At 62.8% G+C, this 13,775-nt stretch carries 12 protein-coding genes; 6 read left to right on the top strand and 6 right to left on the bottom strand.

The features are described from left to right. Positions 1-36 precede the first annotated feature (36 nt). From SINAC_RS13275 to SINAC_RS13265, 3 genes are all read right to left on the bottom strand, one after another. Positions 37-1,038: a glycosyltransferase gene (locus tag SINAC_RS13275; RefSeq protein ID WP_015246158.1), complete on the bottom strand. Its 1,002-nt coding sequence runs from the start codon at positions 1,036-1,038 to the stop codon at positions 37-39. Continuing rightward, positions 1,031-1,957 carry a glycosyltransferase gene (locus tag SINAC_RS13270; RefSeq protein ID WP_015246157.1) on the bottom strand — a complete coding sequence of 309 codons (927 nt, stop codon included), beginning with the start codon at positions 1,955-1,957 and terminating at the stop codon, positions 1,031-1,033. The genes SINAC_RS13275 and SINAC_RS13270 overlap by 8 nt, the downstream gene beginning before the upstream one ends. Before the next feature lie 207 nt (positions 1,958-2,164). Further along, complete coding sequence (locus SINAC_RS13265) at positions 2,165-3,808, bottom strand: CRTAC1 family protein (protein ID WP_237722533.1); 1,644 nt, start codon at positions 3,806-3,808, stop codon at positions 2,165-2,167. A 476-nt stretch (positions 3,809-4,284) separates the two neighbouring features. Between SINAC_RS13265 and SINAC_RS13260 the strand changes: the two genes are divergently transcribed. The 5 genes from SINAC_RS13260 to SINAC_RS13240 all read left to right on the top strand — a co-directional run bounded on the left by SINAC_RS13260 (position 4,285) and on the right by SINAC_RS13240 (position 10,575). After that, positions 4,285-6,390 (top strand): hypothetical protein, encoded by a 2,106-nt coding sequence (locus tag SINAC_RS13260; RefSeq protein WP_015246155.1) that lies wholly within the window; start codon positions 4,285-4,287, stop codon positions 6,388-6,390. A gap of 223 nt (positions 6,391-6,613) precedes the next feature. Continuing rightward, positions 6,614-7,303 (top strand): HAD family hydrolase, encoded by a 690-nt coding sequence (locus SINAC_RS13255; protein WP_015246154.1) that lies wholly within the window; start codon positions 6,614-6,616, stop codon positions 7,301-7,303. 454 nt (positions 7,304-7,757) lie between these two features. Next, positions 7,758-8,759, top strand: a complete 1,002-nt coding sequence (locus SINAC_RS13250; protein ID WP_015246153.1) for an NAD(P)H-dependent glycerol-3-phosphate dehydrogenase — start codon at positions 7,758-7,760, stop codon at positions 8,757-8,759. After that, positions 8,756-9,343, top strand: coding sequence for a DUF1802 family protein (locus SINAC_RS13245; RefSeq protein WP_015246152.1), 588 nt, complete (start codon positions 8,756-8,758; stop codon positions 9,341-9,343). The genes SINAC_RS13250 and SINAC_RS13245 overlap by 4 nt, the downstream gene beginning before the upstream one ends. A 23-nt stretch (positions 9,344-9,366) precedes the next feature. Continuing rightward, positions 9,367-10,575 carry a rhomboid family intramembrane serine protease gene (locus SINAC_RS13240; RefSeq protein WP_020466225.1) on the top strand — a complete coding sequence of 403 codons (1,209 nt, stop codon included), beginning with the start codon at positions 9,367-9,369 and terminating at the stop codon, positions 10,573-10,575. Between the two features lie 37 nt (positions 10,576-10,612). On the opposite strand, the gene SINAC_RS13235 is transcribed toward SINAC_RS13240, so the two are convergent. The 3 genes from SINAC_RS13235 to SINAC_RS13225 are packed head-to-tail and all read right to left on the bottom strand — an operon-like array spanning position 10,613 to position 12,895. Next, on the bottom strand, positions 10,613-11,254 hold the full coding sequence (locus tag SINAC_RS13235) for a PHP-associated domain-containing protein (RefSeq protein WP_015246150.1): 642 nt from the start codon (positions 11,252-11,254) through the stop codon (positions 10,613-10,615). A 33-nt stretch (positions 11,255-11,287) separates the two neighbouring features. Beyond that, positions 11,288-12,001 (bottom strand): UDP-2,3-diacylglucosamine diphosphatase, encoded by a 714-nt coding sequence (locus SINAC_RS13230; RefSeq protein WP_015246149.1) that lies wholly within the window; start codon positions 11,999-12,001, stop codon positions 11,288-11,290. Between the two features lie 12 nt (positions 12,002-12,013). Next, positions 12,014-12,895 (bottom strand): MBL fold metallo-hydrolase, encoded by an 882-nt coding sequence (locus tag SINAC_RS13225; protein ID WP_015246148.1) that lies wholly within the window; start codon positions 12,893-12,895, stop codon positions 12,014-12,016. A 287-nt stretch (positions 12,896-13,182) separates the two neighbouring features. Between SINAC_RS13225 and SINAC_RS13220 the strand changes: the two genes are divergently transcribed. After that, a complete protein-coding gene (locus tag SINAC_RS13220) occupies positions 13,183-13,710 on the top strand; it encodes a hypothetical protein (protein ID WP_015246147.1) in 528 nt (175 codons plus the stop codon). Positions 13,711-13,775 lie beyond the last annotated feature (65 nt).

Here is a 13,775-nt window from a genome sequence, read left to right as displayed (position 1 = left end):
GGCTGAGCGAGAGCGAGGTGGTTGAGTTCGCTCCGTTCAAACGGACTCTCGCTCGCCTGTATAACCTTGCGGTGGCCGGTTACGGTCGGTGGCTGGCGCTTGCGTTCGGTCCGCTCTATCACATCCATTGCCGGCGGAGTGGCGAGGAGGTGCAGGCCCCCACGTCCAGCCCAGCGCCTCACCAATACTCCAGGCCATCAACAGCCCGAGTATCATCGGCAGGCTCGTGAGAAATCGGCGGCGATAGCGACGCTGAGCGATGATCGTGGCCGTGAGCCGGCCGAACTGGGCCGTAAAGATGGCCGGGGCTGCGAGAAAGGCGACCGCGTTCAGCGGTTTCGCGTGCCATTGGGCGCGGAGGCGGCCGAACTCGAGTCCGAACCGAAACCGATCGCCAACCGCCTCGCGCCAGGTGTAGCGCCGGACGTGCCGAGCCAAGGCCGTCGTGGCCTCGACGATCGCCGCCCCCCGTTGGCGCAGTTCTCGGTGGACGTCGTTTTCTTGAATCTCGGCTCGCGCGAGCGCGGCCAGGCCGGTCTTGGTGCCGGTCACCCGTACGGCGAAATTGTTGCCCGCCAGGCGGGACGGCGGCCCGGCTTGACGGGTCCGCGCGGGAAGGAATGAGGCGTATTCACAGAAGAAGACGGCCCAATCGACGGCCGCGTCCCCCATGGCCGGTTCGACCGGACCGGTGGCGGCGGCGACCGTGGGATCGTCGAATGCCTGGATCCAGCGGGAAATCCAATCAGGATCAAACAGGCATGAGTCTTCCGTGAAGACGACGACTGATCCCCGGGCCTGGTCGAGCCCGAGGCGTCGCAGTCTCGGCACCCCGCTGCCGGGTTCGGCGGCGACCCAATGGACGCCTGCCATTGGGTCGTTGGCGGTGGGTGTGATCCGAGCGCGGTCCGCCGCCACGATGAGCTCGGCCCGGTCGATGCCGTTCTGAGCCCGGAGCGACCTGATGGTTTGCGCGACGGCTTGCAGCGAGTCGCTGGCGGCGACGATCACGCTCAGGGCCGGCTGATCCTCACTCAACTTTATTCAGGCTCGAGCCCGGCCCGAAGAGGTAGCCGACCATTTCGCCCACCGCGCCTACGGACAAGAACAGCGCGACCAGCGGACTCGTCACCAGAAACCAGCCGAGGTTTCGCTTCTTGGTCAGGACCGTTTTTGTGACCCGGGCCATCAGCAGGGCCGGCAGGGCGAGGGAACCGGCTCCATAGACCAGGCGGGTCAAAACGGACTGGTCAACCCGGCGCATCCCCGCGTACGAACGTGCGAAATGGAACCGTTGCACGACGAAATAGCCGAGTCGAAACGGCTTGATGTGGTGGACGACCGCGGCGTTGGTCGAGGCGAGTCGGACCCCGTCTGCGCGGAGGCTGTCGTTGATCCAGGACTCCCACTTTCCCTGCGCCAGGACTTTGGCGTGTCGCATCAGGTGGGGGCGTTTGTAGGCGATGTTGTTGCCGGGGAGGTCGGTTGCTTCCCCTTCGAGAACCGGCTTCATATAGGGCGTGTATTCGCAGAAGAAGACGGCCCAGTTGACCAAGCCCCGCTTGCCGTTCTCCACAGCGCCCCCGACTGCGGCCCATGGTCCTTTGTGGGCCTCGAGCAAGGAGGCGGCCCAGCCCGAGGCGACCTGGCCGTGATCTTCCAGGATCGCGACGATCTTCCCCTGGGCCCGGCAGACGCCGAGGTGCCTGAGCTTGGGGATCGGCATGCGCTCGGCTTCGATCACAAGGACCTCAGGCCGATGGGCGCGCAGCCGCTCGCGCAACGGCCCTCCGACGGCCTCAACGACGATCACTTCCATGAAGGCCCGCTCCGGCTGGGCGTCGAGCGCCTGCAACGTCGGCTCGAGAACCTCCCAGCCATTGACCGACGCGACGACCACCGACAGGTCGGGCTCGCCGACTTGGGGCATAGGTGCAGATGTGGCAAGCGCGGGCATCGGGGCCTCCTTTTACCCTGATGGTCGTACTTTTGAGACGCCGCACTCCTCCCTGGGGGGAGCCGCGCGGGCATCCTAACGCTTACCGCCGAACCCGGCAATTGGAAGTCTCCAGGGCCTCCAGCCCCTGATCGGTGCCTCGGGTTCGTGCGTTGACATCGAAGGATTAGGCCGCCATTCCCGCCCGCCCGGGCGACCAGTTGTGGTTCATCGAACGGGTTCGATCAACTCGTAGGTTCGATCAACTTTGAGGTGTTCCAGGGTGCTGACCGCGCCTGACGGCCAGGAAACCACCAACTTCGCGACTTCGTCCGCCTGTCCGACACCGATCAGGAGGCGAGGGTCGTTGGCGGAGAGCATACTGCATCCCCCTTTGCGCTGACGATGGATGGTCCGTTGCCCCACGACAACTTGCACCTTGGCTCCGACGGCGTCGCGATTGCTCCTGGTCCCTTGCAGAACGAGCCTGATCCAGTGGTTCGGTGGGCGCGAGCGAGAGTCGTTCCGGAGCAGCGCGGGGGGGCCGTCCATGTGGTTGACCACGATGTCGATATCGCCGTCGTTGTCGAGATCACCGAACGCCGCACCCCGGCCGACGTGCTCCGAGGCGAAGTAGGGGCCGGCGTCTCGGGTGGCCAGGCGAAACCGTTTCCCTTGCTTGTTGTGAAACAGGCTCGCCGGTTGCTCGTACTTGATCCGTTGCCCCAGGAGATGGCGATTGTTGTCGACCTGGCCATTCGTGACGAAGTTGTCGGGCCAGCCATCGTTGTCGAAGTCGGCCAGGGCGGTGCCCCAGCCGACCCAAGGGAGGGTGTCGGAGGCGAACCCGAAGTAGGGGGAGATGTCCAGAAATCTGCCTTGGCCGAGGTTTTGGTAGAGTGTGTTCGCTTCGTTGGCGAAGTTGGTGACGAGGATTTCCGTGCGGCCGTCGCCGTCGAGATCCTCGGCATCGGCACCCATCCCCGAAAGGGCTTGCCCCTTCTCGTCGAGCGCAGCACCTGAGGTTTCGGTCACGTCCTCAAACGTGCCGTCCCCCTTGTTGTAGAAGACGAAGTTGGGGTCCATGTCGTTGGCGACGAACAGGTCGATCTGCCCGTCGCCGTTGAGGTCGGCGGCGACCACGCCGAAGCCGTGGCCATCGGCGCGACCCAGGCCCGCTGCGTCCGTCACGTCGGTGAAGGTCCGATCGCCATTGTTGCGGTAGAGGTTGTGTTTGACCGGCCGGATCGTGCGCGGAGAGCAGTAGATTCGGACCCCTTTCTCCCGATCGCCGCAGAAGAGGTCATCCTGAGGGTAGATCCACTCGCCGTAGTTCGCGACATAGAGATCAAGGTCGCCATCATTGTCGGCGTCGAGAAAGGCACCTCCGGAAGACCAGCCCGGCCGATCGATATTTGCGCTCTTGCTGATGTCGAGAAATGCGCCGTTCCCTTGATTCAGATAGAGCACGTTCGAGCCGTAGTTGCAAAGGAAGACGTCCTGATCGCCGTCGTTGTCGATGTCGCCGACCACGACTCCGTGGCAGAACCCCTGGAATCCGAGCCCCGAGCTTGCCGTCACGTCCGCGAACCGGTTGTCGCCGAGATTCCTGTAGAGCCGATTCGGCCCCTTGACGGCGGTCCCTAGCGGCAGCAAGGTCGCCGACGCGAAGTAGAGGTCCAGCTTGCCGTCGTTATCGAAGTCAAAGATCGCAACCCCGGATCCGTTCGCCGTGGGGAAATGTTTTGCGTCCGTCATCCCGGAAAAGTGGATGAAGTCGATCCCTGCTTTCGCAGCAATCTCGGCGAATCGGAACGGACTCGGTGCCTCTTGTCTCGTCAGGAGGGCTGGTGGTCCGTCTGATCGCATCATTTGGTCATCGGGGATGACCGACCTGGGTTTGGACCTGGCATTCGGCAGGCCTGGATGAGCGTTCGGCTTCCCTTTTCCCCGGGGCCTCTTCTCGAAGCTCACCGAATTCCAGGCGATCACGCCCACAACGGCGATTGCGAGCGTCCCGAACCCGAGCCGTACGAGGCTCCACCGGATTGGCTTACTCGGCCGAGAACTCATCGATCCCCCCTTTGGGACCACAATGACTCCTCGTTGAATCGGAGGATTGGGGTGTCTTTGGTGATTGCGTGGCCTTGCTGGTTTGGCATGAACTCTGCGTATCGGTTCAACCGCCGAGGATTTCGTTGGTGATTTCGGAAAAATCGGTAAAATCGACTCATGCTGGCGGTTTGGGTAAGAATTGAGTGGATTTGAGCCACAGTTCTTTGCGATAGCTTACGATGCCGGGTGGTTCGGACCCACATTTTGACTTTAGCATCAACTGGGAGGGGCACATGCGACGTCTCGGCGTTGGCCGTTGGATCTTGTCGATGGGGATGGTGGGGGTCTGCCTCGGGGCGGCTCCCGCAGCGCCGAGTTATTATGCGGTTGAGCAGAAGATTGAAACCATCCGCGAGGTGTGGACGAAGCCCGGAGCCGTCGCTCAACCGAATGCCCAGGGATGGAATGCCTTTTTCGACGCGTTGGTGAACGAACTGAAGAGTTACGCGGTGCTGCCGTCGGAGAACGATCGGCTCGCTGCGCTGAACAACGTCTATCAGATCTCGGTCGCGCTGAAGGGAACGGCCTGGCCGCCGGCCGCCGAGCTTCGCGAGGAGCTTCGCGCCTGGCTGCGGCCCCGAGTGCGGCTGGCATGGGCCGAACGCCGCCTGGTCGACCGAGTGAAGGGCCTTCCCCAAATTCCCGACCCCGGTGTTCAGGAGAACCGTGAGCGTTGGGTGAAGTTCGTCGGCATCGACCTGGGCGATGCCCTTCGCCAGTACGAGAAGGCGCTCACCGTTTCTCAGCGTCAATTGAGCCTGAAGCACCTGTACGCGGCGCTCAATTCCCTGCAAGCGAACAACAAGGCGCGTCCCTGGGTTCCTTCGGTGGAATTGCAGGCGGCATTGGACGACCTCTACAACGTCCCCAACCTCGATCTTTCCGCCGACGCCTCGACGGTGGCCCCCGCCCTCTCGGCCGACGTCGTGGAGTCGGGACCGATCTATCGCAAAGGCTATGTCTCGCAGGTGACCGCCGGTCCGAAAACGGGGTTCGGCCTGCTCGCGAGCGATGAAGGAATCGCCTTCTACAACAGTCAACTCGCCACCAGCGTGACTCCCATCACGGACTTTCAGAACCAACTCCAGCAGGACCGCAAAGGCCGGCAGGCCGCCAAACTCTATTATTTCACGGCCACCTCCGTGGATAACTCCCAGATCACGGTGACGGCGGTCTTGACTCCGAACGGCCTTCGGCTCGGGCCCGAGTATCAGCATAACGTCAGCGCTATGTTCTCCTCGTTCAAGCAGCAGGGCAAAGGTCTCGGGCGCTTCTTTGCCTCGCTCCTCGGGTTCAATCAGGCCAAGATTCAGCAGCAGGTCGCTCAGGGAGCGATCGGTCGAATCGCCGAGAACGTGGTCCGGGAAGCGGCCGAGCTCGGCGGCGAGCGGATTGCGCAGACCGAGGCTCAAAAGAACGCACAGCTTGCCCAATACTTGCTGTTTGGCCGTAATGCCGCGAGCTTACGCAATCTGTTGATCACGGGCCTGACCCTCCGTTCCCGCCCTGAGAACGTCGTGCTTGGCGGCCGGCTCCAGTGGCTCAACGCCATCGATCAGGTGGGTGGCGACGCTCCTCAACCGGCCAAATTCGCCGTGCCTGCCTCGGGAGTTTCCGCCGACCTGCATTTGGGCTCGATCCTCACGAGCCTGATCCGGGGCTATCTCCAGAGCGAGCCCGCCCGGTCCGTCAACAACCTCATGGTCATTACCAAGAAGCCGGTCCCCGACGCTCCTCCGGCCAAAGGGGTTGAGGTCAAGCCGAACTCGGATTTCGCCAGCTACTTGAAAGCGGTCAATGACGCTCGAGCGGTGGCGGACCCCAATGTGATGGCGATTCGCGTGAAGAAGCCGACCACGCCGCCCGACTTCGCCGCCGACGCGCGAGGATACTTGGTGGCCCTGGTCCACGACTTTCAGATCGAAGTCCCGGTTCCCCCCGAGATGACCCGAGGCGGGCTCTTTGGTCCCCCCGCCCAGGTTTACCGGATCACTTCGCCCCAGGCGGAGTTCGTAATCTCGTTCAAGGTCACGCCCCAGACCGAAACGTCTCCGGTCAGGCTTGCCGGTAAGATCGAAGGATTCGACCCGGGACCGGGCGCCAGGATCTTCACCATCAACGACGATGAGGACAAGGCCACTGCGCTCAGCCCCCTCGCTTCTGTGGCGGTTATGTCCGGGGTTCGCAACAAACTTCAAGGTCGGCCGATCGACCTCCCTTTGAGCAATCTCCAACTCCAAGGGTTTGCGATTCAAGAGGTCACGCCGCTCGAGCCCTCGGGCTGGATCCGGGTGAACTTGGTCCGGACCTCGGCGAGCCCCGCAGCAGGCGTCCGATAACGCGTTCACGCCGCAACTGCGCTGGAACTTGAGGTCGACGGCCCTCCCGCTTCAAAACGGGGGGGCCGTTGTCATTGATCGGCCACCTTGAACCGCTCGGCGGTCTCATCCCCTGACGTGGGGTGATCGCGCGTGTTAGACTGGGTTCTCAAGCCGCTTGAGTGGTCGGTTCGGAACCTCCGGATGGCTTTGTCGATCTCTTTGATTTTGAGGACAAGCAGTCGTGTCGCATGCCCCCGCTCCACTGCTGGCGATTTTCGATCATGATGGAGTGCTGGTGGATTCCTTTGATTTCCACCAGGACGCCTGGCTCGAGTTGGGCCGGCGAACGGGCTTGGCCATCACTCCCGAATTCATTCACGAGACGTTCGGGATGACCAACCCGAGCATCTTCCGAAAGCTTCTGGGAGATACCTTGGGCGCGGCGGAGGTCCGAAGCTATTCCGACCTCAAGGAACTCTGCTATCGTGAGCTGGCGCGAGAGCAGATCGACCTGATTGACGGCGTCCCGGCCCTGCTGGACGGCCTGACGGCGGCGGGCGTCGTCCTGGCCATCGGCTCGAGCGCACCGCGAGCGAACCTCGACTTGACCGTAGAGGCGTGCGGCTTGGCGAACCGATTCGCCGCAATCGCGGCGCTCGAGGACATTGAACGCGGCAAGCCTGATCCGCAAGTCTTCCTGGTCGCTGCCGAGCGGGCGGGGATCGCCCCGAGTCGTGCCGTCGTGTTTGAGGACGCCAAAGTGGGGATCCAGGCCGCCAAGGCCGCCGGAATGTACGCGGTCGGGATCACCACTACGAACCCCGCGCAGGTTCTCTGGGATGCCGGCGCTGATGAAGTGGTCGAGCATTTCCGCGATTTCGACGTTGCCCGACTGCTGTTGCGGCTCGATGCGACACGCGCCGGCCTTTGAGGCCTGATTCATCCTCTGGGGTGGATCAGTCTCATGTCTCGACCGCACGTTATACCTGTTATGTTGAAAATCGAATAAAATGAAAAATGCAAATTGCTTTGTGGGATGATATGAAGCGTTGCTTCAGAGTGTTGCGGGCCGCCTGATGTTGCTCCCCCACGCGGTTTTCGACAAAATGGATAAGGTGCGGTCGTTACCGTCGCGACGTGAGCCGTTCGAATGGGGCGAGGGCGACTTTCGTTCGGGGAGATCACAAGGCCGAGCGATTTGAGGGGGGCAGGGAGCCGGTAACCCGGACCTCGGTCTTCTCGCCCGCGCACCGGGGGCCGGGCACGGGGCCTTCAGCCACTCCAAAATGTGGGCAACTCGGGGGTGACCTTTTGAGTTTCGAGCGATTTTCGGAGGCCCGGGACACTGGATTTCCGACGGCGGAGCAGGAAGGGTTCATCCGAGAATGATGAAACGCGTTGCGATACTTGGTGCGGGCGGGATGGGGACAGCGCTGGCACTTCTCTTTGCCAAGACCGCGCGTTCGGTGCAACTCTGGGCACGCGACCCCGGGCAGGCGTCCGAACTGGTGCGGACTCGGGAAAATGCGAGGCACCTGCCCGGCGTGAAGTTGCCGGTGAATGTCGAGGTTACTCCCAATGCGTGCGACGCGACCGGGGGAGCCAACCTGATCGTCGTGGCGATCCCGTCGGCGTTTCTCCGGGCCACGCTGGAAGGGCTCGTGGAGCAGATCCCGCCGGGGATCCCCGTGCTGAGCGTGGTCAAAGGGATCGAAAACTCGACCCTGGCGCGGCCGAGCCAGATCATCACCGAGGTTCTGGGCAGACGTCCTGTCGCCGTCTTGAGCGGCCCGAGTCACGCCGAGGAATTGGCGAGCGGACTACCGGCATCGGTTGTGGTCGCGGGTGAAGCGGAAAGTCTGAATCGGGAAATCCGCGATGCGCTCAACCAGGGGACGTTCCGGGTCTACACGAACCCGGATCTGATCGGGGTGGAGCTTGCCGGAGCGCTCAAGAATATTCTCGGGATCGCGGCGGGAGTCTGCGATGGACTCGGCTTCGGAGACAATGCGAAGGCCGCGCTGCTGACGCGAGGCCTCGTGGAGATCTCGCGGTTCGGCGTTGCGCTCGGTGGTGATTTTTCGACCTTCTTCGGGCTCGCCGGGGTCGGCGACATGGTGACGACCTGCTATAGTCCGTTCGGTCGAAACCGGTCGGTGGGCGAGCGCATCGGCCGGGGCGAGCGGCTCGAGCAGATTCTCGCCTCAATGGTCAACGTCGCCGAGGGCGTGCCGACCACGCGGAGCGTCCACGACCTGGCCCGGCAACGCGGGGTCGAGATGCCGATCACCGACGAGCTCTACCGTGTCCTCTTTGAGGGCAAGTCCCCCCACGCGGCGGTGACCGACCTTATGATTCGCGAACCAAAGGTCGAGGGGGAGCGATGAGACCGGTCGATTCCTGGCCTTTGTCGTGTGGGATCGCCTTCAAAGAGTGGGCTGGGGTTTGCGAAGCGCTCACGGCCGGTCGGCAGTCGTTGATCCTTCGCAAAGGAGGGATCGCCGAGGGGCCGGGGGGCTTCGTTCCCGAACAGAGCCTGTTCTGGCTCTATCCGACCCACGTCCACGAGGCGGAGCAGGGACTTCGCATCCCCAGGGATCCTGCGCTCGTTGCCGACGCACCCGCCGCTGATGTCGTCGAGGTCCGGACCCTGGTGGAAACCGGCCCGATCTGGTGGTTGGATCGGAGCGAGCGGCTGGCCGAACTCGAAGAATTTCACGTCTGGAACGAAGAGTCGGTAGAGCGTCGATTCCAGTATCGGAAACCGGGGCTGTGGGTACTCGGAGTTCGCGTCTATCGTCGTGAGCAACCGTGGCTCGTTGGCGTGACGCCCGAACAGGCGGGCTGCAAGAGCTGGGTTCCCCTTGACCCCGCGCTGGAGACGGACGGGGTCGCCCCTGTCCTGGGCGACCAGGAGTATCACCGGGTCATGGACCACATCCGATCGCTGTTGAATCATACCGAACGATGACGAATGCCGAGCCCCCAAAACGCATGCTTCGTGTCCTCCTGGAAGACGCGAAAGATTTTCCGGCCACGATGCTCCTGGGAGCGGCCTGGGTGATCGTGTTCGTGCTCATGGTTGCAACTCGCCTGAGCGCCGGTCCATTCCCCTCCCTTCAAGCCTTCCTGCTTGGCAATATCGGCGGAGCCCACTCGTTCGGCGATCTGAGTCTCAACGAACTCTACCGAGGTGAAATTTGGCGGGTCGTCACATGTACGTTCGTGCATTACAACTTGCTTCACCTGGGAATGAATCTTTATGGATTGTACCAGCTTGGCAGTTTGGTGGAATCGTGGTACGGCTCGGGCCAGTTCCTGGCGGTTTATCTGGTGATTGGTGGTGGAGGCAACATTGTCTCCGCGCTGCTTCGGCATGCGCGGGGGATGGAGCCTCGGATGCACTCGGGCGGGGGATCGACCGTCGTCCTCGGCCTTGTCGCCCTGTGCGCGGTGATGGGTTGGCGGTCGCGGTCGAGGATTGGCGACCATCTTCGCAGCCAGATGGTCGGCATCCTGGTCTTCACCGCGATTCTGGGCCAGTTGCACCCGATGATCGACAACTGGGGCCATGCCGGCGGGGCGTTGGTTGGGGCGGTCGTCGGTTTCCTGCATCGGATCCTGATCCGCACGTCCGATCGCCCCGTGGGCTGGTGGGCCGGCCTGCTGGCGGCCGTTGTGATGATTCTTTGCGGAGCGGCTCAATGGCGTGACAGCCGGGTCGAGGCGTCTTATCGACCGCAAGTCGTGGCGGAAGAGAAGCGGTTGAAAGAGACGGAGCAACTGACCTTTGAGCTTTTCCGCTTGATGGGCTTCTACACGCAGGCCGTGATGCGTTCCGAGCTCGAGCAGGCGAGTTTTGTCCCCAAGTCACTCCTGTTGGTGAACCAGAAGCCGCCTCGGTCTCCGACGGTCGGCGCCTCGGTTCTCTTCAACGTTCCTTGGGCGACGCTGCGCGCGGAGCAAGCGCGGTATCAGGCCATTCTCGAAGCGGCCGCACCGACGCTTGGTTCTCCACCCACCGACGACGATTACCAACGGGTTTGCCGGCTCTTGGCCAGGGTGCTCGAGCAGCCACCGACCAAGATGATGGCTCGCGGGTTTCAGTTCCATCTCACGGCGCTGATCCAGCGGGTCTCTCAAGACTTGCTGGTCATTCAGGGACGCCGGGCTGCGCTGGTCCGTCAGGCAGGGCTCCAATAACGGGTTCTCGCGACGATTCGATGCGAGCGGCCTTGAATCAGTCGTCCACCGGGCCGCTCGTCTGCCAGGCGCCTGGACGGTGGCGTGGTCGTCCGCGTCGGGCGCGGAGTGCGGTCACGAAATCGGCGATCGTCGCGATCTCTCCCGTGAACTCCGTGTAGTAGCATCCGATTGCGTCCCGTTCGTGGCCGTCGCTCGATCCGGTCGCTCCCATGGCGTGACGCTGGAGGATCGCCTCGGTCTTGTGGCGGGTCTCGGGGGTCACGTTGTTGCTGACGAGCTCGAGTGCGTCGAAGGAGGGGCCGTGGGTCGCGATCAACTCGTCGAACGGCTGGTCCCAGCGGAACGGATGGGCCGCGACGATCGCTGCGTTGTGGCGTTTGACGACTTGGAGCAAGTCGGCCAGTCGGACGCCTGGGGGGGCTTCATCGAGATTGGGGAGGCCGTAGACGAGAAAATGGCCTTCGCGCGCTGAGACTTCCGCGCCGGAGAACACGAGGAGCCCGTTGGCCTGCGCGGCGAGCTCGGCCACTTCTTCGGGATCCCACTGGAAGTCATGATCGGTAATCACGACGCCGTCGAGACCGACCGCCTTCGCGTGCTCGATCAGGACGAGCGGGTCGATCGAGCTGTCCGGCGAATGGCGGCTGGTGTGTAAATGATGATCAAACTTGGGCATTTCTTGAATCCAAAAATGGAAAAAATACAGAATTCAGCAAGTGGTTGAAGGGGGGAGCGTCTCGACGATTGAGGATGCGCCGAATGGGTCGACTTTGACGAAGCTCGACTGTCCGAACCAGCCGCCGGGGATGATCAGTCGGGGCGATGACTCCGGGTCATCGAACGAGCGGTGAACGTGTCCGAGCAGCACGACGTCTGCCTGTCCGACGCAACTTCGGGCATAGCGGCGATAGGTTGCGAGCTGTCGCGTGACATCCGCTTCGCTTTTTTTCTTGTTGCGCCGCTCCAGGCAATGGTCGAAGAAGGAGGCGAGCTGGGGCGGAAGGTTCTGGAAGGCGGTGAGAAACGAGCGACTTTCCATCCCACGCTTCCAGACCGGGTGACCGCCCAGCAGATGACCATGACGGATGAGGAACCGCAGGCCGTAGACTTCGACTTCCAGCGGTTCAGGGGCGAACCGGGCGCCCAGCTCGTTCTCATAGAACGGGCCGAGCCACCCATCGTGATTTCCAGGCATGATGGTGAGTTGCCCCCCATTCGCTCGGAAGTCGGCAAGCGCCCTGAGCCCTGGGCACGACTTCAGGCCGGTCTGAGATTGGCGCGCGGCGAACCAGAAGTCGCAGAGGTCACCGACGATCGTCAGGCTGTCGTCCTTGCCGAGGGTTTTGACCCAGCGTGCGAAGCGTCGGCCGCGTTCGGGACGGTCGAGGCGCAGGTGGACGTCGCTGGTGAAATAGGACGACACGGCAGGAAGACCTCAGAACGGGAGGAAGGACCCCTGCGTTGCCGTCGTCGCCGCTCGCCGTCGAGTGGGAGTCACGACGACGTTGGGAAACGCGGTGGCCTGGGTGGCGGCGTGAACCGCCACGCGCCGGCCGCTGGCTCGAATCGCCGCGCGTGCGGTGCTCACGGCCAGGGTCGGGTCATTGCACTGCTGGCTCAGGTGGAGCAAGACGACGTGGCGAACCGATCCAGGGGTCGACCGCTCGAGAACGGCGGTCACGAACTCGGCCCCTTGGTGATTCGAGAGATGCCCCCAGTCGCCGAGGTTCCGCGCGATCAAGGCATAGGACCGAGGCGATCGGCGCTGCATTTCGACGTCGTGGTTGAATTCCACCCCCAGCAGGTCAACCTGGGCCATGGCATCGGCCATGGCGTCGGTCCAGCTCCCGGTATCCGCCATGTACCCCATCGCGATCGACCGGGCCCTGCGAGACGGCTTCGCTTCGACGCGAAAGCCGAAGGTCGGGCCACCGTCGTGGCGCAATTCGAGTGGCTCGATCCGTAGCCCCGTCGGCGTGAGGAACGGCCGCTCGTCGTAGTGACGGACCAGTCCTGCCTGATCGAGGTGGTGGAATCCAGGACACCGGCCTAGTTGTTTGCGATGCCCCTCGTGGCAGTAGAGGGTGATTCGCAGCCGAGTCATCTGAACCAAGGTGGCGTTATTGACATGGTCGCCGTGCGTGTGCGTCAGTACGGCCGACGCGATTTGCTCCCAGGACGAGCCCACGCTCTCCAACCGCCGCGCCAGGGCGCGTGGACCGAGCCCCAAATCGAGAAGGAAGCCCGAACCTCCTGTCTGGACCAGGGTTGCGTTCCCCTGCGAACCGCTCGCTAAGACGGCAATCTGAACGGACATTGCGGCGGTCTTTCCTTAGGAAACCGATCAGCTCAAGTCCTTTTGCAAGCCACCAGTAGTTTACGAGAGTCGAATCTCTTGGGCAAGGCGAGGGATAGGGCGAGACGATCGATCGCGATCGGTGTTACCTTTGATGGGGCGGGACGAGTCGGGCAAGTCACGCCTGTGGTTTGCAGGGGACGTTGAATCGGGGCAACGTCACCCGCGACTGTGGCCTAAACTCCAATGGAATCGGATCGATCGACACGGAAGACTGCTTGGACCCGGGAGGTCCAAAAAGGAAGACGATGAGCGACGACGACTCGGATCGTTTGCAGTTTCAACGGATCGGCGAGAAAACGATTCGTCTCGATTTGCCTCCTCAGGACGACGAGCCCGAGGTGGTGCAAAAGGGGCTGCTCGATCTCTTTCGCGCCTGGCTTGCCCAGACGCCCCAAGAGCGCCGAGTCATGCCTCGGCATCAGACGAGGCCGTTTCAGGTCTGGCTCGGCTGGAAGAAAAAGGGGGACGCTTTCTTCGCCAATACGGCCCGGATGGTCGACATCAGTCGAGGGGGAGCCCAACTCCTGGTTGTAGATCCTCCCAGGGAGCGGTCGAGGGTCTGGATCTGTCTGGGTAAGCCCGATCCGAGCGATTGCCTGGAAGCGACCGTCCTCGAGGTCAGGATCGTGAGCCAGAAGGTCTGGACCGTTCGCCTCGCCTTCCGTGAGCCTTGCCCCCACCCTTTCTTCGAGGCGGCCGTCTGCATTCTCTCCCCTTCCGATGCTCGTCAGGCCTCGTCCTCGTCGCTCGAAACCGGCGGAGACGAGGGGTAAGACGTCTCACGACAGCATGTGCCGGACGTCACGGAAAGGCGAGGGTGAACCTCGATTGTTCCGTC

Origin of the sequence: Singulisphaera acidiphila DSM 18658 (assembly GCF_000242455.2) — a bacterium.
In the GTDB taxonomy this organism is placed as follows: domain Bacteria; phylum Planctomycetota; class Planctomycetia; order Isosphaerales; family Isosphaeraceae; genus Singulisphaera; species Singulisphaera acidiphila.
The sequence above is the reverse complement of the archived record's forward strand: the minus strand, read 5'-3'. Positions and strand labels throughout refer to the sequence as shown.